The sequence below is a fragment of the Methylobacterium sp. W2 genome (genome assembly GCF_020662345.1).
In the GTDB taxonomy this organism is placed as follows: Bacteria; Pseudomonadota; Alphaproteobacteria; order Rhizobiales; family Beijerinckiaceae; genus Methylobacterium.
Genome location: NZ_VMOA01000001.1, coordinates 210,936 through 234,349 on the forward strand (window position 1 = coordinate 210,936; position 23,414 = coordinate 234,349).

The 23,414-nt window shown below is 68.3% G+C and carries 23 protein-coding genes; 15 read left to right on the forward strand and 8 right to left on the reverse strand.

Annotated features, from left to right (window positions below; genetic code table 11):
* Positions 1-63 precede the first annotated feature (63 nt).
* Entirely contained in the window at positions 64-3,723 is a 3,660-nt protein-coding gene (locus FPV16_RS00985) for a PAS domain S-box protein (protein WP_227435429.1), read from the forward strand.
* A gap of 70 nt (positions 3,724-3,793) precedes the next feature.
* Here FPV16_RS00985 and FPV16_RS00990 read toward each other — a convergent pair whose 3' ends face one another.
* The 3 genes from FPV16_RS00990 to maiA all read right to left on the reverse strand — a co-directional run bounded on the left by FPV16_RS00990 (position 3,794) and on the right by maiA (position 6,273).
* Positions 3,794-4,117, reverse strand: coding sequence for a hypothetical protein (locus FPV16_RS00990; protein WP_227435431.1), 324 nt, complete (start codon positions 4,115-4,117; stop codon positions 3,794-3,796).
* Between the two features lie 63 nt (positions 4,118-4,180).
* Positions 4,181-5,512 carry an NAD(P)/FAD-dependent oxidoreductase gene (locus FPV16_RS00995; RefSeq protein ID WP_027172039.1) on the reverse strand — a complete coding sequence of 444 codons (1,332 nt, stop codon included), beginning with the start codon at positions 5,510-5,512 and terminating at the stop codon, positions 4,181-4,183.
* Between the two features lie 116 nt (positions 5,513-5,628).
* The gene (gene maiA, locus FPV16_RS01000; protein WP_227435433.1) at positions 5,629-6,273 is read right to left on the reverse strand and encodes a maleylacetoacetate isomerase; all 645 of its coding nucleotides are present in this window, start codon (positions 6,271-6,273) and stop codon (positions 5,629-5,631) included.
* Between the two features lie 324 nt (positions 6,274-6,597).
* Between maiA and FPV16_RS01005 the strand changes: the two genes are divergently transcribed.
* The 6 genes from FPV16_RS01005 to coaA all read left to right on the forward strand — a co-directional run bounded on the left by FPV16_RS01005 (position 6,598) and on the right by coaA (position 11,573).
* Entirely contained in the window at positions 6,598-7,002 is a 405-nt protein-coding gene (locus tag FPV16_RS01005; protein ID WP_227435436.1) for an energy transducer TonB, read from the forward strand.
* 181 nt (positions 7,003-7,183) lie between these two features.
* Positions 7,184-8,206 (forward strand): N-acetyltransferase DgcN, encoded by a 1,023-nt coding sequence (dgcN, locus tag FPV16_RS01010; RefSeq protein ID WP_227435545.1) that lies wholly within the window; start codon positions 7,184-7,186, stop codon positions 8,204-8,206.
* Positions 8,203-9,192: an N-acetyl-D-Glu racemase DgcA gene (dgcA, locus tag FPV16_RS01015; protein ID WP_227435438.1), complete on the forward strand. Its 990-nt coding sequence runs from the start codon at positions 8,203-8,205 to the stop codon at positions 9,190-9,192. The genes dgcN and dgcA overlap by 4 nt, the downstream gene beginning before the upstream one ends.
* A gap of 157 nt (positions 9,193-9,349) precedes the next feature.
* Positions 9,350-10,126, forward strand: a complete 777-nt coding sequence (gene hisF / locus FPV16_RS01020) for an imidazole glycerol phosphate synthase subunit HisF (protein ID WP_227435440.1) — start codon at positions 9,350-9,352, stop codon at positions 10,124-10,126.
* Positions 10,127-10,227: 101 nt separating this feature from the next.
* Positions 10,228-10,551 (forward strand): phosphoribosyl-ATP diphosphatase, encoded by a 324-nt coding sequence (locus FPV16_RS01025; RefSeq protein ID WP_027172044.1) that lies wholly within the window; start codon positions 10,228-10,230, stop codon positions 10,549-10,551.
* A 29-nt stretch (positions 10,552-10,580) separates the two neighbouring features.
* On the forward strand, positions 10,581-11,573 hold the full coding sequence (coaA, locus tag FPV16_RS01030; RefSeq protein WP_227435547.1) for a type I pantothenate kinase: 993 nt from the start codon (positions 10,581-10,583) through the stop codon (positions 11,571-11,573).
* Between the two features lie 15 nt (positions 11,574-11,588).
* On the opposite strand, the gene thpR is transcribed toward coaA, so the two are convergent.
* Entirely contained in the window at positions 11,589-12,131 is a 543-nt protein-coding gene (gene thpR / locus FPV16_RS01035) for an RNA 2',3'-cyclic phosphodiesterase (protein ID WP_227435442.1), read from the reverse strand.
* Positions 12,132-12,135: 4 nt separating this feature from the next.
* On the reverse strand, positions 12,136-12,762 hold the full coding sequence (locus tag FPV16_RS01040) for an arylesterase (RefSeq protein ID WP_227435549.1): 627 nt from the start codon (positions 12,760-12,762) through the stop codon (positions 12,136-12,138).
* Positions 12,763-12,903: 141 nt separating this feature from the next.
* Here FPV16_RS01040 and FPV16_RS01045 point away from each other — a divergent pair, with 141 nt between their 5' ends.
* The 4 genes from FPV16_RS01045 to FPV16_RS01060 all read left to right on the forward strand — a co-directional run bounded on the left by FPV16_RS01045 (position 12,904) and on the right by FPV16_RS01060 (position 17,629).
* Positions 12,904-13,599, forward strand: a complete 696-nt coding sequence (locus FPV16_RS01045) for an ABC transporter ATP-binding protein (RefSeq protein WP_227435551.1) — start codon at positions 12,904-12,906, stop codon at positions 13,597-13,599.
* Between the two features lie 38 nt (positions 13,600-13,637).
* Positions 13,638-16,214, forward strand: a complete 2,577-nt coding sequence (locus tag FPV16_RS01050; protein WP_227435444.1) for an ABC transporter permease — start codon at positions 13,638-13,640, stop codon at positions 16,212-16,214.
* Between the two features lie 301 nt (positions 16,215-16,515).
* Positions 16,516-17,283, forward strand: coding sequence for a Bax inhibitor-1/YccA family protein (locus FPV16_RS01055; protein ID WP_227435446.1), 768 nt, complete (start codon positions 16,516-16,518; stop codon positions 17,281-17,283).
* 88 nt (positions 17,284-17,371) lie between these two features.
* The gene (locus FPV16_RS01060) at positions 17,372-17,629 is read left to right on the forward strand and encodes a hypothetical protein (protein WP_227435448.1); all 258 of its coding nucleotides are present in this window, start codon (positions 17,372-17,374) and stop codon (positions 17,627-17,629) included.
* Positions 17,630-17,638: 9 nt separating this feature from the next.
* Here FPV16_RS01060 and FPV16_RS01065 read toward each other — a convergent pair whose 3' ends face one another.
* Positions 17,639-18,013, reverse strand: a complete 375-nt coding sequence (locus tag FPV16_RS01065) for a DUF2794 domain-containing protein (protein WP_227435449.1) — start codon at positions 18,011-18,013, stop codon at positions 17,639-17,641.
* A 480-nt stretch (positions 18,014-18,493) separates the two neighbouring features.
* Here FPV16_RS01065 and bluB point away from each other — a divergent pair, with 480 nt between their 5' ends.
* The gene (gene bluB / locus FPV16_RS01070) at positions 18,494-19,150 is read left to right on the forward strand and encodes a 5,6-dimethylbenzimidazole synthase (protein WP_227435450.1); all 657 of its coding nucleotides are present in this window, start codon (positions 18,494-18,496) and stop codon (positions 19,148-19,150) included.
* Between the two features lie 187 nt (positions 19,151-19,337).
* Positions 19,338-19,853 (forward strand): L,D-transpeptidase, encoded by a 516-nt coding sequence (locus FPV16_RS01075; RefSeq protein ID WP_227435451.1) that lies wholly within the window; start codon positions 19,338-19,340, stop codon positions 19,851-19,853.
* 8 nt (positions 19,854-19,861) lie between these two features.
* On the opposite strand, the gene FPV16_RS01080 is transcribed toward FPV16_RS01075, so the two are convergent.
* Complete coding sequence (locus FPV16_RS01080) at positions 19,862-20,080, reverse strand: DUF1674 domain-containing protein (protein WP_227435452.1); 219 nt, start codon at positions 20,078-20,080, stop codon at positions 19,862-19,864.
* 86 nt (positions 20,081-20,166) lie between these two features.
* Here FPV16_RS01080 and FPV16_RS01085 point away from each other — a divergent pair, with 86 nt between their 5' ends.
* Both FPV16_RS01085 and FPV16_RS01090 read left to right on the forward strand, forming a co-directional pair.
* Positions 20,167-21,564: an RsmB/NOP family class I SAM-dependent RNA methyltransferase gene (locus tag FPV16_RS01085; protein ID WP_227435453.1), complete on the forward strand. Its 1,398-nt coding sequence runs from the start codon at positions 20,167-20,169 to the stop codon at positions 21,562-21,564.
* Positions 21,565-21,572: 8 nt separating this feature from the next.
* The gene (locus FPV16_RS01090) at positions 21,573-22,715 is read left to right on the forward strand and encodes a hypothetical protein (RefSeq protein WP_227435454.1); all 1,143 of its coding nucleotides are present in this window, start codon (positions 21,573-21,575) and stop codon (positions 22,713-22,715) included.
* A gap of 9 nt (positions 22,716-22,724) precedes the next feature.
* On the opposite strand, the gene FPV16_RS01095 is transcribed toward FPV16_RS01090, so the two are convergent.
* On the reverse strand, positions 22,725-23,279 hold the full coding sequence (locus tag FPV16_RS01095; RefSeq protein WP_227435456.1) for a hypothetical protein: 555 nt from the start codon (positions 23,277-23,279) through the stop codon (positions 22,725-22,727).
* Between the last annotated feature and the right edge of the window lie 135 nt (positions 23,280-23,414).

Here is a 23,414-nt window from a genome sequence, read left to right on the forward strand (position 1 = left end):
CCTTGCGACCGGCACAGGTGATGCTCCGCAAGGCTGCCATTGCCGTTCAACGAGGCCCGATCCTTGATCACGCCGTCTCATGAAGCCGAGCGCGTCGCCGCGCTTCACGGCCTCGGTATCCTCGATACGCCCCCCGAAGAGCATTTCGACGCGGTGTCGCGCACGGCCAAACGCCTCTTCGGGGTCGAGAAAGCCTATGTCGCCCTCATCGATTCCGACCGGCAGTGGATCAAGTCGGACTGCGATCTCGGCCGCAAGGAGATTCCGCGCCTCCAATCGTTCTGCCATCACACCATCGCGGGCGACGACCTGCTCGTGGTGCCGGATGCGCGCCTCGATCCACGCTTCGCCCTGAATCCGCTGGTGACCGGCCCGGACCCCGTCGTGTTCTACGCCGGCGTGCCGCTCTGCCTCGAATCGGGTTTCCGCGTCGGCTCGTTCTGTCTCATGCACAGTACGCCGCGCCCGTTCGGCGCGGAGGATGAGGCGGCTCTGCACGACCTTGCGGCCATCGTCACAGCCCATCTTCGCCTTGCCGACGTCCATGTCAGGCTGATCGGCGAGGCCGAGGAACGCGCAGCCCATCAGGCGACGATCGCCGACCAGCGGGAAGAATTGCAGCAGCGCCAGAACGCGCTCGCCAGCGCCCATCACTTGCTCGCCATGGCGGAGGAGGCTGCCGGGATCGGGCATTGGCGGGTTCGGCTCGCCGATGGCCAGACCTTCTGGTCCACCGGCATCTACGTGATCGCCGGGCTCGATCCCGCGACTTTCGCCCCGACGTTCGACGGGGCCATCGATCTGCATCATCCCGACGACCATGAGCTGGTTCGGTCCAGCATCTCCGATGCGCTGGAGCGCAGGGGGGCTTTCGCCTTCGAAGCGAGGATGGTTCGTCCGACGGGGGAAGTCCGGACGATGGTGGTTCGCGGCATCTGCGAACTCGACATGGCGGGCCTGGCCATCGGTCTCGTCGGCACCGCCATCGATGTGACGGATGCCCGCAATTCCGACGCCGCCTTGCGGGAGCGGACGAGCCAGTTCCGCCGTCTCGTGGACGCGGTGAGCGATTGCGCCTTCGTCACCCTCGACCGGACCGGCCACGTCGCCAACTGGAACAGCGGAGCCGAGCGGATCACCGGCTATTCCGCAAAGGAGGCCATCGGGCGCCACGTCTCGCGCTTCTACACCACGGAGGGCCTCGAATCCGGGGCGCCGCGCATCGCGCTCGCCACCGCCGCCTATGAGGGGCGGCTCAAATTCGAGTGCTGGCGGGTTCGCCGCGACGGCTCGCAATTCTTCGCCAGCGTCGCCATCGACGCCATCCGCGACGACGAGGGGGCCGTGGTCGGCTATGCCGAGGTCACCCGCGACATCACCGAGCGCCGCGCCGCGGAACTCGAGCTCCAGCGCAGCGAGGATCGCTACCGCACCCTCGCGGAGGCGCTGCCGGCCCTGATCTGGACCACGCGGCCGCCCGATGGAACGGCGACCTACGTGAATCCCGCCTTCACCGATTTCTACGGCGATATCGGTCCCGAGCGGACGGAGCGCACGGCGCGCAACCATCCCGACGATGCCGAACGCATGGAGGTCGCCTGGCGAAACGCCCGCAAGCGGGGGCGGACCTTCACGGTGGAGGGGCGGCTGCGCCGCCATGACGGCGTCTACCGCTGGCACAAGATCGTGATGATCCCGATCCCGACCCATGACGACCGGGCGCCGGATGATGCCGAATGGCTCGGCACCGCCCTCGACATCGACGACATCATCACCGCCCGCCAGCGGTTGGAGGAGACGACCGATCTGCTGCGCATCGCCCAGGAAGCGGCCGATGCGGGCACCTGGGATCTCGACCTCTGGACGGACACCATCACCCTCAGCCCGAAAGCCGTCGGCCTGTTCGGCCTCCCCGGCGAGGGTGCTCGGGCCATGCCCGCCCGGGACTGGATCCCGCTGGTCCATCCCGACGACAGGCAGGCGGTCCGCGAGGAAGCGGCCCACGCGATCCGAAACCGGACCAATTACGTCACCGAATACCGCATTGTCGTGGAGGCGGAGGAGCGCTGGATCTCGACCTGTGGTCGCGTGCTCTACGACGGCGCCGGCGCGCCCTATCGTATGGTCGGCCTGCATTTCGACATCACCGAGCGCAAGACGGTGGAGGCCGCGTTGCAGGCGGCCACAGTCAGGGCCGAGCAAGCCAGCGCTGCGAAGAGCGAGTTCCTCGCCGCCATGAGCCACGAGATCCGCACGCCGCTCAACAGCATCCTCGGCTATGCCGACCTCCTGCTGGAGGAACCGAGCCGGACACCGGACGACACGCACCGCCTCGAATTGATCCGTGGGGCGGGCGCCGCGCTCCTCACCATCGTCAACGACGTTCTCGACTTCTCGAAGATCGAAGCGGGACAATTCACCCTGGAATTGCTGCCGTTCCCGTTGCGCGATCTCATCGAGAACACCGTCGAGATCGTGCGCGGCAGCGCGCTGAAGAGCCCCGTGACCATCGTCTCGCGGCTCGACCCCGCGCTGCCGCCCTGGGCCCTGGGGGATGCGAACCGGCTCAGGCAGGTCCTGCTCAATCTCCTCAACAACGCCGTGAAGTTCACCCCGTCCGGTTCCGTCATCCTCAATGTCAGCCAATGCGGCGAGGAGGCGGCTGGCCCCGTCCTGCGCTTCGAAGTGGTGGATACGGGAATCGGCATCTCGGAGGAGCAGCAGGTCCATCTGTTCCAGCGCTTCAGCCAGGTCGATTCCTCCATCAGCCGCCGCTTCGGCGGCACCGGACTCGGCCTCGCCATCTGCCGCCGCCTCGTCTCGATGATGGAGGGGGAGATCGGGGTCACAAGCCGTCCCGGCGAAGGATCGACCTTCTGGTTCACTCTCACCCTGCCGCGCGCGGAGGCGGCGAGCGGCCCCGTTGAGGCCGGGCCCGGTATCCCGGCCGCCGGGAATGCCGTGGCGCCGAGGCCGGTGCGGATCCTCGTCGCCGAGGACGTGCCGGTGAACCAGACGCTGGCTCGGGCGGTTCTCGAACTCGCCGGTCACAGTGTCGAAGTGGTGGGCAACGGTGCGGAGGCGGTGGCCGCGATCCGAGCCCATGCGGGCGGACCGCTCGCCTTCGACCTCGTCCTCATGGACGTCCAGATGCCCGGCATGGACGGGCTCGCCGCGACGCGCATGATCCGCGCTCTGCCTGCCCCGGCCTGCGCGGTGCCGATCATCGCCATGACCGCCAACGTTCTGCCCGAGAAGGTCGCCTCGCTGACGGCCGCCGGCATGGACGATCATGTCGGCAAGCCGTTCAAGCGCGATGCGCTCTATGCGGCCATCGCCCGTTGGAGCGGCACACCGGCCACCGTTGACGCGCCGGCCCCCCCGACTATTCTCGATCGCGAGGTCTACGAGTCGCTGAAGGACATGGTGGGACCGGAGCGTGCGACGGTCCTGCTGTCGATGCTCGCCGATGAACTCGTCGACCGGTTCGGATCGTCGCCGAAGGCCGTGGATCTGACGGGCCTCGAACCGGCGGATTTGGCCTACGACGCGCACGTCATGGTGTCGGCCGCCGGTCTGCTCGGCTTCGTCGGTCTGTCGGATCTCTGCCGCGAGATCGAAACCGCCTGCCGCAACGGGGACGATCTCGCGCCGCTGGTCGAGCGCCTCGTCGTCGTCCGTGACGGCACCCTCGGGACGATCAGGATGCTGCAAGCCGCCTGACCGTTCCGCCCGGGCTCATACCAAGTCTCCCTGACCCTGACCCATAGGTCAGGATCAGGGAGGTCCGGTATCACTCCGCTTCGGGCGTCGGCTCGTCGTCCGGTTCGGGCTCCGCCGTCCAGGCCGTGGCGAAGGCGGCGAGCTGCATCGCATCCTTGAAGGCCATCACCGAGACGTTGCGCTCGGTGGGCATCCCACCCGGATAGGGCGCGACCAGCACGGTCTCCTGGGACAGACGCGCCCCAGGGGTCTTCTCGGCGATCCAGGCCTCCGCCTCGGCGCAGAGCCGCGCCGGGTCGGACGGATCTCTCGCGCGGGAATCCGAGCGCAGCACGAGGACGTAGGGGCCGAGCGTGGGATTGCGCTGCTGCAGGCCCTGGATGATGTCGATCATGATCGTGTCTCGTCATGGTCCTGCCGGGGGCGCGGCATGGCCCCCGGCGAATTCGGTCGTTGGCTAATGGAGCTTCACCCGCGGCTCCGTACGGCGCGTCAGGGCGCGGGCCGTGGCGTCGAGGGCGGTCTTGATCGTGCCGTGCAGGGCGCGCTCGTGCATCTTGTAGAGCGACCAGTACATCATCCGCGCGAACAGCCCGGCGATGAACATGTTCTTTCCCTGGATGAAGCCCATCAGGTTGCCCACCGTGGAATATTCCCCGAGGGACACCAGCGAGCCGAAATCCCGGTACTTGAACGGCTTCAGGGGCTCCCCGGCCATCTTGATCGGGATCTGCTTGATGAGATGGCTCGCCTGCTGGTGCGCCGCCTGCGCACGCGGCGGGATCGGCGTGTCCGAGCCCTGCTCCACGAGATAGGCGCAGTCGCCCATGGCGAAGATGTCGGGATCGCGCGTGGTCTGGAGCGTCGGCGTGACCACGAGCTGGTTGTTGCGCGTCGTCTCGAGGCCGCCGATCTCCTGCAGGAACGGCGGCGCCTTCACGCCGGCCGCCCAGACCACGAGTTCGGAGGGGATGAACCCGCCATCGGCGAGCTGAACGCCGTCGGCGCGGACTTCCGTCACCCGCGCCTGGGTGCGAACCTCGACGCCGATCTTGTTCAGCAGTGCCATCACCTCCGCCGACAGACGCTCGGGGACGGCCGGCAGGATCCGGCTCGCCGCCTCGACGAGGGTGATCTTCAGGTCCTTGGCCGGGTCGATCTTGTCGAGGCCGGTGGAGGCCACGTCCCGGGTGGTGCGATGGAGCTCCGCCGCGAGTTCGGTGCCGGTGGCGCCGGCCCCGATCACCGTCACATGGAGCTGGCCGGGGCGGACCGGCCCGACCTGCGTATGCGCGCGCAGCATGCCGTTGACGAGGCGCTGGTGGAACCGCACCGCCTGGTCCGGCGTGTCGAGGGCGATGGCGTTCTCCTTCACCCCCGGCGTGCCGAAATCGTTGGTGGTCGAGCCGACAGCCAGGACCAGCGTATCGTAGGGGATCGAGCGGACGGGCGTGACCTCGCGGCCCTCGGCGTCGTGGCTCGCCGCGAGCTGGATCGTGCGCGCGGTCCGGTCGAGCCCCGTCATCGAGCCGATGCGATAGCGGAAATGATGCTGATGCGCGTGGTGGAGATAATCGACCGCGTGGTGACCGACATCGAGGCTGCCCGCGGCGACCTCGTGCAGCAGCGGCTTCCAGATATGGGTCCGTGCCCTGTCCACGAGGGTGACGTGCGCCTTGCCCTTCCGGCCCAGCGTGTCGCCGAGCTTGGTGGCGAGCTGGAGCCCAGCCGCGCCTCCACCGACGACCACGATGCGGTGGAGGTTGTCCACGGTTTCGCCCGGTACCATGCGTCCCTCGTCCCTCAAACTTGAGCGGCAGGCAGTCCGCCTTTTTCTCCGCTCGGGTATTATAGGCAAAATCTTATTTGAGCGGCAGCCTCAGGCGCGCAGCCCGGCCGATATTCTCACGCGGGCGCGCCGGGCTGGCGCAGGGGATGCGCTCTGGCGAACGCCTCCTGCAACAGGCAATCCTCGGCGATCCGCTTCACGGTGGGATAGGGCGCGGTCTCGACGCCGAAGATGCCGGTGCCGACCCAGAGGCTCACGAGGCAGAGATCGGCATGGCTGATCGCGTCTCCCTGCGCGTAGCGGCCGGTGCCCGGCTCATGGGCGAGGCGGGTCTCCAGCGTCTTGAGTCCGCTCTCGAACCAGTGCCGCACGAACCCCATCATGCCGTCCTTCGGGATGTCGTAGGCCGACATCAGGTAGTTGCGCACCCGTGGGACGTAGAGCGGATGGGTGTCACACGCGACGACCTGCGCCAGGGAGCGGGCGCGTGCCCGGGCTTTCGGATCGCTCGGCAGCAGGGCCGGCTCGGGATGGATGTCCTCGAGATAGTCGAGGATCGCCAGCGATTGGGTCAGGGGAGGGCCGTCGCCGTCGAAGAAGGCCGGCACGGCGCCCTGCGGGTTGATGGCGAGATACTCGGGCTTGAACTGGTCGCCGGCATCGAGATCGATGAAGGTCTCCTCGCAGGGGAGGCCCTTGAGGTTGAGGGCGATGCGCACCCGGAAAGCGGCGGCCGAGCGCCAGTTGCCGTACATCTTCATGGCCGTCTCCCCTTCAGCCTTTGTTCGGCGGGGACCACACCCGACAACTGCGCCGATCGCAAGTGCCGATTCCGTCAGTAATTCACGTGCTCCCACCGACGGATGTCGATCCTGCGTCAGCCAAGACCGGCGACGACCCTTCGCGTGCACCAAGCCGAGCCATCCCCTGTCCACAGCCAAGGTTCGGCTTCCGGTCCATCAGCGGCCGATAGATCATCCCACCGGCGGCAAAGAGCGTCTATGGAGACACGGTGCGGTTGTAGAAACTCTTCATCCCGGTTCCGCGGATGAGCGAGAGCGATCGTGACCGCAGGAGCTAAATGAATGACGAACCGGTCGATCCATTCCCTCCGCGCATCCGTAACGCGAGCCCTTGGCGGTCTCGTCGTTATCTGCGCGTTAAACTCCCAGGCCTTGGGTCAGAATGAGCGGAAATTTTTCGTTTCAATGAGCGAATATAAATCTACTTTGGCGAAGACCTTGGCCTTCCGGTTGAACAATACCGGCTACCGGTACCCGTTCGGGGGAACTGTCCTGCTCGTCTTCGTCGTCAACCGATCGGGGGTCGTCGAGAAGGCTGAGATCAAGCAGACATCCGGATCGCGGTATCTCGATACTTTAGCCCTGGATCTGGTGCGCCCGGGAACCAGCTTTCTGCCATTTCCGGACGGCAGCCCGGTTAAAAATCTAATGGCCACCGCCCCACTTCACTTCCGCCCTCGCCACTGATGCATGGCGGTCGCGATCGGCGACGGTGCGTCGGGCAGGGCTTGGCGATGGTTCGCGGCCGCGGGCGCTCCGTCCGTCATCGTACCACCGGCCTCTATCCTGCATTTGGCAGCACCGCCCGCTTCGCGCATAGACGTCGGGAACGGTTCGGAAGACCGCGATTGCGATGGGTGCCCGCGAGATGCAGATCGAAACGCCCTACCTGATGTTCCTCGGCGACGTGCCCGATACGTTGGCAGCCAAGACTGCCTACGGCATCGCCGACTGGCGCCCGGACTGGTGCGTCGGCCAGTTGCGCCTGCCCGGCTGCGCCGCCGATCTCGGCATCCCGGACCTCACCCTGGACGAGGCCGTGGCCAAGGGCTGCAGGACCATGGTCATCGGCGTCGCCAATGCCGGCGGCGTGCTTCCGAAGCATTGGGTCTCGGAGGTCGTGGCTGCCTTGAATGCGGGGCTCGACATCGCCAGCGGCCTTCACGTGCGCCTCGGTTCGCTGCCGGAGATCGCCGAGGCGGCCGAGAGGAACGGCCGTCAGCTCCATGACGTGCGCCACACCACCGAGACCTTCGACACCGGCAAGGGCATCCGGCGGCCCGGACGCCGGCTCCTCAGCGTCGGCACCGATTGCTCCGTGGGGAAGAAATACACCGTCCTCGCCCTGGAGCGCGGCATGCGCGAGCGCGGCCTCGACGCGGATTTCCGGGCCACCGGCCAGACCGGCGTGTTCATCTCCGGGCGCGGCGTCGCCATCGATGCGGTGGTGGCCGACTTCATCTCCGGTGCCGTGGAATGGATCGCTCCCGCGGCGGACCCGGACCATTGGGACCTGATCGAGGGACAGGGCTCGCTCTACCACCCGTCTTTCGCGGGCGTCAGCCTCGGCCTGCTCCACGGTGCCCAGGCCGATGCCTTCGTCGTCTGTCACGAGCCAAGCCGCACCGCCATGCGCGGCGTGACGCATCCGCTGCCCTCGATCCAGCAGGTGATCGACCTCACGATCCAGCTCGGCAGCCTCACCAATCCCGGCATCTGCCCGGTGGGGATCGCCGTGAACACGCAGAAGCTCGGGGAGGACGAGGCCCGCACCCTGCTCCAGGATCTGACCAAGGAGCATGGGTTGCCCGCCACCGATCCGGTCCGCTTCGGTGTCGACGGAATCATCGCCCGCCTGCTGGCGGAGTTCCCCGCCGGGAGTGCGGCATGACCCGCCGCCTCACCGTCGCTGTCGAGCGCTTCCCCATCGCCGGAGCCTTCACCATCGCGCGGGGCAGCCGCACGGAAGCGGTGGTGGTGCTCGCCACCATCACGGACGATGCCGACGGCCATCTGGGCCGGGGCGAATGCGTGCCCTATCCCCGCTACGGCGAATCCCCCGAGAGCGTCTGCGCCTTGATCCTCGCACAGGCCGACGCGATCGCGGCGGGGGCCACCCGCACCAATCTGCTCGCGCTAATGAAGGCGGGAGCCGCGCGCAACGCTCTCGATTGCGCCCTCCTCGATCTGGAGGCCAAGCAGCGCGGCCGCCCGGCCTGGGAGATCGCGGGCCTGAGCCCGCCGCAGGTCGCCACCACCGCTTATACGCTGAGCCTCGGCACGCCGGAGAGCATGGAGGAGGCCGCGCGCGGCGCGGCGCACCGGCCCCTGCTCAAGGTCAAGCTCGGTGGCGAGGGGGATCCCGAGCGCATCGCCGCCGTGCGTCGCGGCGCGCCGGAGTCGCGCCTGATCGTCGATGCCAACGAGGCGTGGCGCGCGGAGACCATCGAGGCGAATCTGGCCGCCTGCGTCGCCGCGGGGGTCGGCCTCATCGAGCAACCTCTCCCGGCCGGCGAGGACGAGTTGCTCGCCCGTATCGCCCGGCCGATCCCGATCTGCGCCGATGAGAGCCTGCACGACCGGGCCGGGCTCGACGCGCTCTCCGACCGCTACGACGCCATCAACATCAAGCTCGACAAGGCCGGCGGCCTCACCGAGGCGGTGATGCTGGCGCACGAGGCCAAGGCGCGGGGCTTGTCGCTGATGATCGGCTGCATGGTCGGCACGTCGCTGGCCATGGCGCCTGCCATGCTGCTCGCCCACCACGCGGACTATGTCGATCTCGACGGCCCGCTGCTTCTAGCGCGGGACCGCGAGCCGGCCCTGCGCTTCGACGGCAGTCTGATCCATCCGCCGACGCCGGACCTGTGGGGATAGGGTTGAGAATCCCCGACGCCCGGTTCGGGTTTCAAATTCCGGCGAACGACCCTGCAAAATGGTGCCGATCCCCGCCGTCGAGTTGACGGAATGGTGCAGGGACGGGCATGGCCCGATGCGTGCGACCCGGTTCGGCCGCAAGCGTGACAGGTCCACCATGTTGAAGACCCGTATCATCCCCTGCCTCGACGTGAAGGACGGGCGCGTCGTCAAGGGCGTCCAGTTCCTGGAACTGCGCGATGCCGGCGATCCGGTGGAGGCGGCCAAGGCCTATGACGCGGCCGGCGCCGACGAACTCTGTTTCCTCGACATCACCGCGAGCCACGAGGCCCGCGGCACCCTGCTCGACGTGGTGAGCCGTACGGCCGAGGCCTGCTTCATGCCGCTCACCGTGGGCGGCGGCGTGCGCACGGTGGAGGACATCCGCACCCTGCTGCTCGCCGGGGCCGACAAGGTCTCGATCAATACGGCGGCGGTGAACGACCCTTCCTTCGTGGAGCGCGGCGCCCTCAAGTTCGGCAGCCAGTGCATCGTCGTCGCCATCGACGCCAAGCGGACCTCCGCGCCGGGCGAGCCGGATGCCTGGCAGATCTTCACCCATGGCGGGCGCAAGCCCACCGGGCTCGATGCCATCGACTTCGCCCGGACCGTGGCGGCGCGCGGCGCCGGTGAACTCCTCGTCACTTCCATGGACCGGGACGGGATGCGCTCGGGCTACGACATCGCCCTGACGCGGGCGATCTCGGACGCGGTCTCGGTGCCGGTCATCGCCTCGGGTGGCGTCGGCGGCCTCGACGACCTCGTGGCAGGAGTGCGCGACGGCGGCGCCAGCGCGGTGCTGGCTGCCTCGATCTTCCATTTCGGCCAGCACACCATCGCCGAGGCCAAGGCGCATATGGCCAAGGCCGGCTTGCGCATGCGGCTCGACCCGTGACGGGGCGCGGCGCCGAAGTCCGGCCCTTGCCCAATCTCCTCCCTTGCCGCAGGCTCGTCGCCGTAGCGTGCATCGTCCGGCCTGCCGAGAGCTAGGATCGCATGACCGATTTCACCCTGAGCGACCTCGACGCCCTCATCGCCGACCGCGCCGCCGCGCCGCCGGACCAGTCCTACACGGCCAAGCTCCTGGCCGGCGGTCCGGCCAAGCCCGCCAAGAAGCTCGGCGAGGAAGCGGTCGAGGCCGCCATCGCCGCCGTGCAGGGCGATCGTGACGGGCTCGTGAGCGAGGCGGCGGACGTGCTCTACCACCTCCTCGTGCTGCTGCGTGCCGGCGGCGTCGGCCTGCCGGAGGTGATGGCGGAACTGGAGCGCCGCACCGCCCAGAGCGGCATCGCCGAGAAAGCGGCCCGGAGGCACACGTGACCGTCGAGCCGTCACGGCCCATCGCGATCGTGTCCGAGCGTGATCCCGCCCTCGGCCAGGATCCGGTGACGGGGATCGGCCCCGAGCGCCTGTCGCCTTATCGCCTGTTTTCCCGCGAGGAATGGGCGCAGTTGCGCGCCGATACCCCGTTGACGCTGACGGGGGACGACGTCACCCGCCTGCAATCGCTCAACGATCCCATCTCCATCGAGGAGGTGGTGGCGATCTATCTCCCGTTGTCGCGCCTGCTCTCCCTCTACGTCGCGGCGACGCAGGGGCTGTTCAAGGCGACGCAGCGCTTCCTGATCGCCGAGCGCGAGGCCAAGGTCCCCTACATTATCGGGGTGGCCGGCTCGGTGGCGGTGGGCAAATCCACCACCGCCCGCGTCCTCAAGGCGCTGCTCGCCCGCTGGCCGAACACGCCGAAGGTCGACCTCATCACCACGGACGGGTTCCTGCTGCCCAATGCCGAGCTGAAGCGCATGGGCGCCATGGAGCGCAAGGGCTTTCCCGAGAGCTACGACACCGCCGCCCTCCTGCGCTTTCTCACCGACATCAAGGCCGGCAAGAAGCGCGTGGCCGCGCCGCTGTATTCTCACCTCGTCTATGACGTGGTGGCGGGCGAGGAGCGGGTGGTGGAATCTCCCGACATTCTCATCGTCGAGGGCCTCAACGTGCTTCAGCCGGCGCGCCTGCCGCGCGACGGCACCGCGATCCCCTTCGTCTCCGACTTCTTCGATTTCTCGATCTATCTCGACGGGCACGAGGACGACCTGCACCGCTGGTACGTCAACCGCTTCCTGCGCCTGCGCCAGACCGCCTTCCGCGATCCGCTCTCGTATTTCCGCAAATACGCCGAGGTGACCGAGGCCGAAGCCCTCGAGATCGCCGACAACCTCTGGACCACGATCAACCTGCCGAACCTACGCGACAACATCCTGCCGACGCGCCAGCGCGCGAGCCTGATCCTGGCCAAGGGCGCAAGCCATCGAATCGAGAGCGTGGCGCTGCGGCGGTTGTGAGCCGGAGCGTATCCCTCACCCCAGCGGATACGCCGCCTCCACCACATACGGCCCGCCGCCCCGCGATTCGCGCGCCGAGAACAGGGCCACCCGCGTCGCGGTGAACCGCAGCGCCGGAAACAGGCCCATCTCGGCGAGATACTCCGCCACGTCCGGCGCGCTGGTGTCGCGCTTGGCGAGACGGGCCAGGGTCACGTGCGGCATGAACTTGCGTCGCTCGGGTTCGGCGCCGGCGGCGCGGGCGATGCGCTCATGCTCCTCCTGCAGGTCGAGGAGGTCGGGGCCGGCAGTCACGCCTGCGATGATCGCGCGAGGCTTGTCTCCGCCGAACGCGTCGAGTCCGGACAGCGTCACGTTGAGAGGCGGGCGCGGGCGCGCTTCGACGAGGCCGGCATGGAACGCCTCGGCCACCTCGTCCTCCACGTCGCCGAGGAAGCGCAGGGTGATGTGGAGGTCGCCGCGCTCGATCCAGCGCGCGCCGCGCAGGCCGCATTGGTACCGCGACAGCGCCTCGGCGAGGTCGTCGGGACATTCCAGGGCGGTGAACAGGCGCGGCATCGGTCTATTTCTGCCCCGCGCCGAGCCGGTCGAGGAAGGTCTCCACCGTGGGCAGGATGCCGGCGACGATGGTCTCGACGCCCTTCACGTTCGGGTGCAGCCCATCCTCCAGGTTGAAGCGCCGGTCGTTGAGGATGCCCTCCAGGAAGAACGGGTAGAAGACGAGGCCGTGTTGCCGGGCGAGATCGGGGTAGATCGCGTCGAACCGCGCCACGTAATCCGGCCCGAGATTGGTCGAGGCCTTCATGCCGGCGAGCAGGACCGGGATGTTGCGGGCCTTGAGCCGGGAGACGATGGTGTCGAGGGCCTTTCTCGTGACGGCTGGGTCGGTGCCGCGCAGCATGTCGTTGGCGCCGAGTTCGAGGATGACTCCGTCGGTCCCATCGGGGACCGACCAGTCGAGCCGGTCCAAGCCGCCGGTGCTGGTGTCGCCGGAGACGCCCGCATTGGCGATCGACACGGCGCGGCCCTTGGCCTTCAGTTCGCGTTCCAGCACGGAGGGGAAGGCCGCGGCCGAGGGCAGGCGATACCCTGCGGTCAGGCTGTCGCCGAAGGCCACGAGGTTGAGGGGACGTGCCGCGGCATGGCCGATGCCCGTCCCCAATGCGGCAAAGAGTGCCATCACCAGCATCGCCCGGCGGGAATGCTGGCGTGGTGGGGCGAGACCAACCATATCGACCTCGTCGTGTGACGTATGACACAGACCCATTCCCGCACAGCCTCGACCTATGGTGTTCATGACGATGGTCCAACACAGATCGGTCCTGCCGTGATGCCCGGCAAGGTGGACGCTCCCGCGATCGCGCTGTCGCGGATCGATCTCAGCCTCGGCCGGGGCGCGGCGCGGGTCCATGTCCTGCGTGGCATCTCCCTCGATGTGGCACGCGGCGAGGCGGTCGGCCTCGTCGGCCCCTCCGGCTCGGGCAAGTCGACCCTGCTGATGGTGATGGCGGGTCTGGAGCGCCCGGAATCCGGAGCGATCCATGTGGAGGGCACCGATCTCGGAGCGCTCGACGAGGATGCCCTCGCGCGGTTTCGCGGCCGGCGCATCGGCATCGTGTTCCAGGCTTTCCACCTCGTGCCGACGATGACGGCCCTGGAGAACGTCGCGCTGCCCCTCGAACTCGCCGACAAGCCGGGTGCGCACGAGCGGGCGCGGGCGGAATTGGAGGCGGTCGGCCTCGGCCACCGGCTGCACCACTACCCCGCTCAGCTCTCGGGCGGCGAGCAGCAGCGCGTCGCCATCGCCCGCGCCATCGCGCCGGACCCGGCAATCCTGGTGGCGGACGAACCCACCGGCAATCTCGACGAGGCCACGGGCCGGCAGATCGTGGACCTTCTCTTCGCCCTGAAGCGCGATCGCGGCGCGACCCTCGTCCTCGTCACCCACGATCCCGGCCTCGCTCGGCTCTGCGACCGCACCGTGCGCCTGCGCTCGGGACAGGTGGACGAGGCAGTGGCGGCGTGATCCAGCTGAATCCTTGTGTTCGGCGGAAGGCCTGATCCATGCACGGCACCCTCGCCAGGCCGGGCCCGACCCCGCGCCGCAGCCGCGTCCCGCTCACCCTGCGCCTCGCCTTCCGCGAGCTGCGCGCCGGGCTCGCCGGTTTTGCCGTGTTCCTCGCCTGCATCGCGCTGGGCGTCGCGGCCATTGCCGGGGTCGCCTCGATCTCGCGCTCGCTCACGGACGGTCTCGGCCGCGAGGGCAAGCGCATCCTCGGCGGCGATCTCACCTACAGCCTGATCAACCGCGAGGCGACGGTGAACGAGCGGGCCGCCCTCGACGCGCAGGGCAAGGTCTCTGTGGTCACGACCCTGCGGGCCATGGCTCTGGCCGGCGACAAGGGGGCGGCCCTGGTGGAACTCAAGGCCGTGGACGGCGCCTATCCCGCTGCCGGGGACCTCGTCACCGACCCGGCCTTGCCGCTTTCCGATCTGCTGGCGGAGAAGGATGGGACGTTCGGCGCCGTCGCCGACCCGATCCTGCTCACGCGCCTCGACCTCAAAGTCGGCGACCGGATCGAGATCGCCGGCAAGCCGATCGCCATCCGGGCCACCCTGGTCTCCGAGCCGGACAAGATCGCCAACGGCATCGGCTTCGGCCCGCGCCTCCTCGTCTCGGCCGCGACGCTCCAGGCGACGGGGCTGATCCGCCCGGGCAGCCTCAACCGCTGGAGCTATCGTATCCAGGCGCCCGCCGCCGACGATGCGGAGCTGGAGCGGCGGGTCGCGACCGTCGCCAGGGCGGCGCCGGATGCCGGCTGGGAGATGCGCTCGCGCTCCAATGCCGATCCGCGTTTCGCCAAGAGCGTCGAGCGCTTCACCCAGTTCCTCACCCTGGTCGGTCTCACGGCGCTGATCGTCGGTGGAGTCGGTGTCGCCAATGCCGTCAATGCCTTCGTGGCGAGGAAGCGCGGGTCTATCGCCACCCTGAAGAGCGTCGGTGCGCCGGGGGGGCAGGTGGTTGCCATCTATCTCACGCAGGTGATGCTGGTGGCCGGGCTCGGCACTGTGATCGGACTCGCGATCGGGGCGGGCCTGCCCTTCCTCCTCGATGCCCTGTTCCACGATGCGCTGCCACTGCCGTTGAACCCGACCCTGGCACCGGCAGAGCTGCTGCTCGCCGCCGCCTACGGCCTGCTGACGGCGCTCGCCTTCGCCATCATTCCCCTGGGCCACGCCCATGACGTGCCGGTCTCCGGCCTGTTCCGGGATGTGGTCGATCCCGACACCCGCAAGACTCGGCTGCGCTACCGGCTGATCCTCGTCGCGGCGCTCGCCGCCCTGGTGGCGCTGGCGCTGGCCACCGCCTTCGACCGCAGGGTGGCGCTGATGTTCATCGTGGCGGCCGGCCTTGCCTTCGGGCTTCTGCGCCTCGTCGCCCTCGGCCTCATGGCCGGGGCGCGGCGTCTGCCCCGGCCGCGTTCGGCAGCGCCCCGCATGGCTTTGGCCAACCTCCACCGCCCCGGCGCGCTCACCCCCGCCATCGTCCTGTCGCTCGGTCTCGGCGTGACCCTGCTGGTGACGCTGAGCCTGATCGACGCCAATGTCCGGCGAACGCTGACGAGTTCGCTGCCGGCCCGTGCGCCGAACCTGTTCTTTCTCGACATCCCGGCGGCGGACGCGGACGGGTTCCATGCGGAACTCGGCAGGCTCGCGCCCGGCGCCAAGATCGAGCGCGTGCCGATGATGCGCGGGCGGATCGTGGCCATCAACGATACCCCCGCCGCCGCCATCAAGCCGCCGGAGGATGCCGCCTGGGTGCTCGATGGCGACCGCGGCATCACCTATTCCGACGATCTGCCGGAGGGCTCCAGCCTCGTCGACGGGGCGTGGTGGAGCGCCGAGGAAGGCGCGAAGCCGCTGGTGTCCTTCGATGCGGAGCTCGGGCGGGCGCTCAATCTGGGCGTCGGCGGCACCGTCACGGTCAACGTTCTGGGGCGGAATCTGACGGCCAAAGTCGCCAACCTGCGCAAGGTCGAATGGCGCAACCTCGGCATCAATTTCGTCATGGTCTTTTCGCCGGGTACGTTCCGGGGGGCGCCGCATTCGGACCTCGCCACCCTGACCCTGGCGGGCGGGCCGGATGCCGGGACCGAGGCCCTGATCCTGCGCGACGTCGCCCGCGCCTTTCCGTCGGTGACCAGCGTGCGGGTGAAGGACGCCCTCGACACGGTCAACGATATCGTCGGCAAGCTGGTCCTGGCGATTCGCGCCGCCAGCGGAGTCGCGGTGGTGGCGAGCCTGTTCGTGCTCGCCGGCGCCATCGCGGCGGGGCACCGCGCCCGGCTATACGATGCCGTGGTGCTGAAGGTTCTGGGCGCCACGCGCGGGCGCCTGCTCCTGGCCTATACGCTGGAATACGGTGCCCTGGGCATCGCCACCGCCCTGTTCGGGCTTCTCGCCGGCACGCTCGCGGGCTGGACCATCGTGACCCGCGTGATGAAGCTCGACTTCGCCCTGGACCTGTCCGGTGCCTTGGTCGCATCCACCCTCGCGGTGGTCTTCGCGATCGTCCTCGGGCTCGCCGGGACGTGGCGTATTCTCGGTCAGAAACCGGCTCCCTACCTGCGCCAATTCTGAGGCCGGACGCTCGCCCGCCTCCCCATCGAGGGAGAAAGCGGACATCGAAGTCATGGTTTATGACCTGTCACTATAGCTCTTGCGTGGCCGGTGGATGATGAACCAGATTTAATCCATTCCCATCCAAATAAAGATCGAGGTCAGAAGCTCCGATTCCAGAGCCACAAAGCTCGGCCGCCCCCTTGTGCGGAGCGGCATGACGGAACATATTTGGGCTCAAGGCGCGGTGACGTGCCAGAGGTCCTGTGCGTGAGCCTCGGTTCCAAATCACACGCTGAGAGAGCTTCCAAGGGAATCTCCCATGGCATTCGATAATAGCCCCTTCCGCTACGGCGCCCAGCCCCAGGGCTATGCCGGTTCCCAGGTCGAGGTCGACCAGGGCCTGCGCAGCTTCATGCTCGGCGTCTACAACAACATGGTCGTCGGCCTCGGGATCTCCGGCCTCGTGGCCCTTGGCCTGAACATGGCCGCCACCGCGCAGACCACGACGGGCAAGGTCGCGCTGACCCCGTTCGGCCAGATGCTCTACACCAGCCCGCTCAAGTGGGTTCTGATGCTGGCGCCCCTCGCGTTCATCTTCATCTTCACGATGCGGATGGACAAGATGTCGGCCTCCTCGGCACGCATGACCTTCTTCGCCTTCGCGGCGGTGATGGGCGCGTCGATGTCGACCCTGCTGCTCGTGTTCACGGGTGCCAGCGTGGTCAGAGTCTTCTTCATCACGGCGGCCACGTTCGGCGGTCTCAGCCTCTATGGCTACACCACCAAGCGTAGCCTCTCGGGGATGGGCTCGTTCCTGATCATGGGCGTGATCGGCCTCTTCATCGCCTCGATCGTGAACATCTTCCTGGCCTCGAGCGCGCTTCAGTTCGCCATCTCGGTGCTCGGCGTCCTGATCTTCGCGGGCCTTACCGCCTACGACACGCAGAAGCTCAAGGAGATGTTCCTCTACAGCGGTGCCGATGCCGAAGGCGCGGCCAAGCTGTCGGTGAATGGCGCTTTGACCCTCTACCTGGACTTCATCAACATGTTCCAGTTCCTGCTCCAGCTCCTCGGCGATCGCCGCTAAGCGAGCCGCTGGAACGCGGATCGGAGGCCCCGGCGGAAACGCCGGGGCCTTTTTTTGTCCGTTGCGACGGTCATGCGAGGATGTCGGGGTGCGTAAGCCGGCGGTGCCAAAGATCGGGCGGGGCTCGGGGTGGGAGACGCCGCCTCCGAGTGACGTACCGACCTACGCCGTTGTGGGCGTGAGCGCCGCCGCCGCGATCGGTACCGGCGCATGGGCCGGCCTCGGCACTGCTATCATCGCCGGCATCGTCACACTGTTCGTGCTCGGCGCCCTGTATTCCATCGGAGCGCGGCGATGGGGTTGGCCTCCGATCCGTTGGGAGGCGGTCCCGTTCTTCATCCCGTGACGGGGGCGATCACACCACGCGGAGGGGCTTTTCCAGCGCCGCCAGGACACGGGCGAGGTCATGCCCTCGCTTGAGCACGATGCCCGCTGCCGAGATCACCGCGAAGGCACCCTGCCGGCGGGCGAGCTTAGGGTCTTTCTCGACCCGGAACAGCGGCGTCTCGGACGAGCGGCGGTAGATTGAGAACACCGCCTTGTCCCGGCGGAAGTCGAGGGCGTAGTCACGCCATTCCCCGGCCGAGACCATGCGGCCGTAGAGGTTGAACAGGGTCCTGAGCTCGGAGCGGTCGAAGGCGACCTGTGGCACCACCGGAGCCGTCGGGAACGGCACGACGCGGCTGGTGGAATCCTGCGATCGCGGCTCGGCTCCGGTCCTCTCGTCCATCCTCACTCCTCGGCTTCCGCGACCCTACGGGCGCCGCGAAGGAGGAATGATGGGCCTCCCACTTCGAGCCTGCAAGCCCGGCCGACCATCAAGTGCGCGCCGGCACCAGCTACGGACCGGCAACACAACGTCACGATTTCGCCCCGTTATTGCCCATCGTCGGCCTCGATAGAAGATGATACCTGTGGCCGAACCCTCGTCGGTTCCGTGCTCGGTCGGGCGGCCGATATCCATGCTCCCCAGCTTTCGGGAGCCTGCCGATGTCACGGGAACGACACTCCAGAGGTTTCGAGACCCAAGGACTTCAGGCCGCCTCTCCGGAGTGCGGCCTTTTTTTCTGCCATACCGGCGCGCTCTGGTCTAAAAATCCCCTTCGATGGCGTTGGCCGGCCTTCGCATTCTCCCGTCCCTCTCGCGACCGTCCGGATTCGGGCGTCGGCTCGGAGGGGTAGGCGGCCGAGGCGGCCTCGTCGACAAGGAATGGCAGTGGTTGGGCGGCAGGTCTTGGTGAGGTTCGATCCCGGCTTTCGCGAGACGCTCGGCGAGCTGTTCGCCTGGCGTCGCGACGTGCGCCGCTTTCGGAGCGACCCTGTCGATGAGGCGGTGTTCCAGCGCTGCCTCGCCCTGGCCATGCTGAGCCCGTCCGTGGGCAACAGCCAGCCCTGGCGTTTCGTCCGTGTCGTCGACCCCGTCCGGCGTGCGGCGGTGACCGCGAGTTTCGAGCGCTGCAACGATGCGGCGGCCGAGACCTACGATTGCGAGCGCCGCGAAGCCTATACCCGCCTGAAGCTCGCGGGCCTGCGCGAGGCACCCATCCATCTCGCGATCTTCTGCGATGAGAATACGACAAACGGCTTCGGCCTCGGCCGTGCCACCATGCCGGAAATGCTGCGCTACTCGGTGGTGACGGCAGTGCACACCTTCTGGCTCGCCGCGCGGGCGCATGGCCTCGGCGTCGGCTGGGTGTCGATCATCGAACCCGATTGCGTCGCGTCGCAACTCGACGTTCCCGCCTCCTGGCGTCTCGTCGCCTATCTCTGCGTCGGCTATCCGGTGGAGGAGCACGATGATCCCGAACTCGTCCGGCATGGCTGGCAGGAGCGCGACGAGACGGCTTCCGTCCTGCTGGAGCGGTGACCGCCCTTCGACTTTACCAAAGCTTACCCGGACCGCTCGCCTTTAGCGCGAGCGCGAGGGCACCGTTTAACCGCGCTTCGTCATTCCGGTGCGTATCCGGCCCATGACCCCCATCGGTAACCGGAACGGCAATCTCGATCGCCGCTTATCGTGAAGCTCACGGTCACGCTTTCGAGGATGACGACAGATGTTCGCGCGTAATGGGTTCGCTGCGTGTTTGGCTGGAACAGTCTTGAGTGTGGGGTTTGCCGCGACACCGGCCGCGTCCCGCGAACTCGTGGCCTTCGACCAGGCCGTCATGCCCGGCACCGTCGTGGTCCGCACCTCGGAGCGCCGGCTCTACCTCGTCAACGGCGACGGCACGGCGATCCGCTATCCCGTGGCGGTGGGCAAGCCCGGCAAGCAATGGACCGGCGCCACCCAGATCGACGGCAAGTATGTCGAGCCGGCCTGGTCGCCGCCGCGGGAGGTCAAGCGCGACAACCCGCGCCTGCCCGACGTGATCGCCGGCGGCTCGCCGCATAACCCGATGGGCGCGGCGGCGATGACCCTGGCCGGCGGCGAATATGCCATCCACGGCACCAACCGCCCGAACTCGGTGGGCACCTACGCGTCCTACGGCTGCATCCGCATGTACAATCAGGACGTGGTCGATCTCTACGGGCGCGTCTCCGTGGGGACGCAGGTCTACGTCACGCGCTGAGCCCGCTGTCAGAAATCGACGGCGATGCCTTTGACTTCCCAATCGTCGTAGCGGACGGGCTCCAGGCCGCCACGGCCCTGGCGCTCGCGGGCGGCAGAGATCTCCGCCGCCTTCGCATCGATGGCCGCGCGCCGGTCGGCGGCCTCGGCCAGAGCCCGCGCGGCGGCCGGCGTCAAAGCGGGGCGGGGCGGGATCTCGGCGTTTTCCGCGTCGTCTGGCGTCGTCATGGCTTGCATCTCGGTGGGCCGGATGGGAGGGCATCCGTTGGGACTGGCTCCGGGTGACCGGGCCTCGGACACGGAAAGTGGCATTCATGGCGACACGCCGCAACGCGGATGGGCCGGCGACGACGATCGACCGCACGGTTCCGGGCCTCGCCGCCCGGCAGGTGGCCCATGCCGCCGTGGCCGATCTCCTCGTCCAGGGCCGCGCCTTCGCCCTCGAAGATGCCCTGGCCAAGGCGGGCCTCGATGCCGGCCTCGACGCCGCCGACGCATCGCTGGCGCGGGCCATCGCCACCGCCACCTTCCGCCGCCTCGGCTTCCTGCGGCGGATGCTGGCCGCCCGCATGACCCAAGGCCTGCCGCCGGACCAGCCACGACTGGTGGCCCTTCTCGTCACCGGCGCCGTGCAGATCCTCGATCTCAACGTGCCGGACCATGCTGCCGTCGATCTCTCGGTCCGGCTCGCCAAAGGCGACCCCTACCTGCAGCACACGCCCGGTCTCGTGAACGCCATCCTGCGCCGGGTGATCCGTGAGCGGGACGCCATCGCGGCCGAGGCGTCCGATCCCCTGGCGCAGAACACCCCGGACTGGCTCGCCGCCCGCTGGAGCGCCGCCTACGGACCCGACACGGCCCGCGCCATCGCCTCCGCCCATCTCTCCGGCGCCGCCCTCGACATCACACCGCGCGGCAGCGTGACGGAATGGGCCGAGCGCCTCGGCGGCGTCGCCCTGCCCACCGGCAGCATCCGCCTGCATGAAGTCCGCTCGGCGGTCTCGGACCTGCCCGGCTACGGCGAGGGCGCGTGGTGGGTGCAGGACGCCGCCGCCGCCATCCCGGCGCGCCTGCTCGCTGTCGGGCCGGGGCAGCGCGTGGCCGATCTTTGCGCGGCGCCCGGCGGCAAGACCGCCCAGCTCGCCGCCATGGGAGCCGAGGTGGTGGCCGTGGACCGTTCGGCCCCGCGCCTCGAACGCCTGACGGAGAACCTCGCCCGCCTCGGGCTGACGGCCGAGATCCGCGTCGGCGACGCCACCCAATTGCCCGAGACCGACGCTGATACGTTCGACGCCGTGCTCCTCGACGCGCCCTGTTCGGCCACGGGCACGATCCGGCGCCATCCCGACGTCGCCTGGACCAAGGCCGGCGGCGATGTCGGGCGCCTCGGCGGGCTGCAGCGCCGCCTGCTCGACCGCGCCGCCACCCTGGTGAAGCCGGGGGGGCGTCTCGTCTATTGCACCTGCTCGCTGGAGCCCGAGGAAGGCGAGGGGCAGGTCGCCGCCTTCCTCGCCCGCAATCCGGCTTTCGAACGGCTGGCGATCCGCTCCGAGGAGGTCGGCGGCCTCGGTGAGCTCATCAACAGCGACGGTGACCTGCGGACGCTGCCCTCGCACCTGTCCGGCGAAACGGCCGCCGACGCAGGTGACCTGCCGGTGGTTCGTGGCGGGATCGACGGGTTCTTCGCGAGCCGTCTGGTTCGGAAGGCTTAAGGCGCACGGTGCGGGCCCTGCCCCATGCCATGGCCGGCCTGATCGCGGCCCTGTCGCTCGTCGGCCAGGCCGGGGCCGGCGAGATCGACCGCCGCATCCTGCCGGTGGCGCCGGCCTATGCCCGCAATCCCGCCTGCGACCCGGTCTCGCTGACGATCCCGTTCGAGATCCATACCGGCACCCGCGACGTGGGGATCTCGCCCTCGCCGAAGGACCTGCCCCTGAACCAGGGTGAGAGCGCGATCTGCTTCGCCTACGCCACGGCGGACATGATCTCGCACCGGGTCGGAAGGTCGGTCTCGCCCCTCGACGTGGCGACGAAGTTCTACTTTGCCGACCCGGCGCGCCTGGAGGCGATCCCGGACCCGCATCTGAGACGCCATCTCCGCGCGCATCCGGCCTACCGGGCCGACATCGCCTGGAGCCGCAACACCGCCGAGGTGACCAAGGACGGCAACCCTACCCTGGAACCGTATTTCGACAAGATCGAGGGCGGCGAGGAGGATACGGCGGCGCTCCTCTACAATATCGGCGGCTATTGCGAGGACCGCGACCTGCCGTCCAATGACGGCTATCGCTATGTGATGCCGACATTGCGCGCGCTGCGCTACCGGACGAAGCTTCACCCAACGCGCCAGAGCTTCCGCGCCGTGGCCGCGACCGCGTCTCATCTGCGCGGGCGGCGGGCCGATCCGTTCAACGCGGCCTGGATCGCGCATGTGGAGGCTACATGCCGCCGTACGCCGCTGCCGGTGCCGCTCCTACCGGTCTCCTACCGCGTGGCCGCAAGCCAGGCCGATTTCGCCGACATGCTCGAATCCGGTCGCCACCCGAGCAAGCCGAAGCTCGACCGCATCCTCGCCATGGTCGACTACGCTCTCGATCATGGCCGCGTGCCAACCGTGGGCTACAGCTGGTATCTGCTGGAGGACCGCGATCCGAAGGACCCCGACCTCTTCGCCGACCATGCAAGCCCGGTCATCGGCCGCCGCAAGGCGGGGAGCGTCTGCCAGTATAGAATTCAGGACAATACCGGCGAGTATTGCGGCCGCATGCGCGATGGAATTCGCGAACGCTGCGACAACGGCCGCATCTGGGTCACCGAGAGTGAGTTGCGGCGGACTTTGTATAGCGTGACGTATCTGCGGTAGGCGTCCGCCTTACGGCGTGATCACCCGCATGGAGACGGTCTGGACCTGAGCCTCACCGTTCCCATCGCCAGCGGGGGAGGTCTTCTTTAGCCGCGCCATGAACTTGCGCACTTCGTCGGGCGGCAGCGCGCCGACTGGGGCGATCATCATCGACAGGAGCGCCTTGGTCTTGCGATCGACCGAGGCGGAGCGGCTCACCGGCTCGAAATCCCGCACGGTATGGGTCTTCTCCTCGCTGCCGGTGAAGACGCGGGCGCCGTCCTTCAGCACGACGATGTCGCCGGGGCGCAGGGTCGGATCCTTGAGGAGGGCGGCCATCGGTCCGGAGGAGAGCGGGATCGGCGTCTGGCGGTCGCCGATCTGGAGCTGCAGCGGCTCGCTTTTCGGCAGGGCGGCGTAGCGGATCTTCGGGCGCGGGCGGTTCGCCTCGCGCCGGATCGTCAGGGATTTCTGCGGCATCTCGAACGCGGGGGCAGCCTGCTGCGCTTCGGCGGCGGGGCGGGCCGGAGAGAACAACGCTTCGAACAGGCCGCCGAGACCACGGTCTTGAGCGTTCTGGGCCATCGCAGCGCCAGACGTGCACAATAACGCTGCGGCAGACATCAAGAGCCCGGCGCGCTTGAAGACGGGGATGACAGTCATAGGCACACTGCCATTGCTGGAGGCTGCAGGAACGAAACTCGCTGGCGTTGTGTATAA

Coding starts and splice junctions, on each gene's coding strand:
- FPV16_RS01075 (WP_227435451.1), top strand. CDS start 19,338: ATGTTCGCGCGTAATGGGTTCGCTGCGTGTTTGGCTGGAACAGTCTTG.
- FPV16_RS00990 (WP_227435431.1), bottom strand. CDS start 4,117: ATGATCGACATCATCCAGGGCCTGCAGCAGCGCAATCCCACGCTCGGC.
- FPV16_RS01055 (WP_227435446.1), top strand. CDS start 16,516: ATGGCATTCGATAATAGCCCCTTCCGCTACGGCGCCCAGCCCCAGGGC.
- FPV16_RS01005 (WP_227435436.1), top strand. CDS start 6,598: ATGACGAACCGGTCGATCCATTCCCTCCGCGCATCCGTAACGCGAGCC.
- thpR (WP_227435442.1), bottom strand. CDS start 12,131: ATGCCGCGCCTGTTCACCGCCCTGGAATGTCCCGACGACCTCGCCGAG.
- hisF (WP_227435440.1), top strand. CDS start 9,350: ATGTTGAAGACCCGTATCATCCCCTGCCTCGACGTGAAGGACGGGCGC.
- FPV16_RS01025 (WP_027172044.1), top strand. CDS start 10,228: ATGACCGATTTCACCCTGAGCGACCTCGACGCCCTCATCGCCGACCGC.
- FPV16_RS01085 (WP_227435453.1), top strand. CDS start 20,167: ATGGCGACACGCCGCAACGCGGATGGGCCGGCGACGACGATCGACCGC.
- FPV16_RS01095 (WP_227435456.1), bottom strand. CDS start 23,279: ATGGCCCAGAACGCTCAAGACCGTGGTCTCGGCGGCCTGTTCGAAGCG.
- FPV16_RS01080 (WP_227435452.1), bottom strand. CDS start 20,080: ATGACGACGCCAGACGACGCGGAAAACGCCGAGATCCCGCCCCGCCCC.
- maiA (WP_227435433.1), bottom strand. CDS start 6,273: ATGAAGATGTACGGCAACTGGCGCTCGGCCGCCGCTTTCCGGGTGCGC.
- dgcA (WP_227435438.1), top strand. CDS start 8,203: ATGACCCGCCGCCTCACCGTCGCTGTCGAGCGCTTCCCCATCGCCGGA.
- FPV16_RS01065 (WP_227435449.1), bottom strand. CDS start 18,013: ATGGACGAGAGGACCGGAGCCGAGCCGCGATCGCAGGATTCCACCAGC.
- bluB (WP_227435450.1), top strand. CDS start 18,494: ATGGCAGTGGTTGGGCGGCAGGTCTTGGTGAGGTTCGATCCCGGCTTT.
- FPV16_RS00995 (WP_027172039.1), bottom strand. CDS start 5,512: ATGGTACCGGGCGAAACCGTGGACAACCTCCACCGCATCGTGGTCGTC.
- FPV16_RS01050 (WP_227435444.1), top strand. CDS start 13,638: ATGCACGGCACCCTCGCCAGGCCGGGCCCGACCCCGCGCCGCAGCCGC.
- FPV16_RS01040 (WP_227435549.1), bottom strand. CDS start 12,762: ATGCTGGTGATGGCACTCTTTGCCGCATTGGGGACGGGCATCGGCCAT.
- FPV16_RS01045 (WP_227435551.1), top strand. CDS start 12,904: ATGCCCGGCAAGGTGGACGCTCCCGCGATCGCGCTGTCGCGGATCGAT.
- dgcN (WP_227435545.1), top strand. CDS start 7,184: ATGCAGATCGAAACGCCCTACCTGATGTTCCTCGGCGACGTGCCCGAT.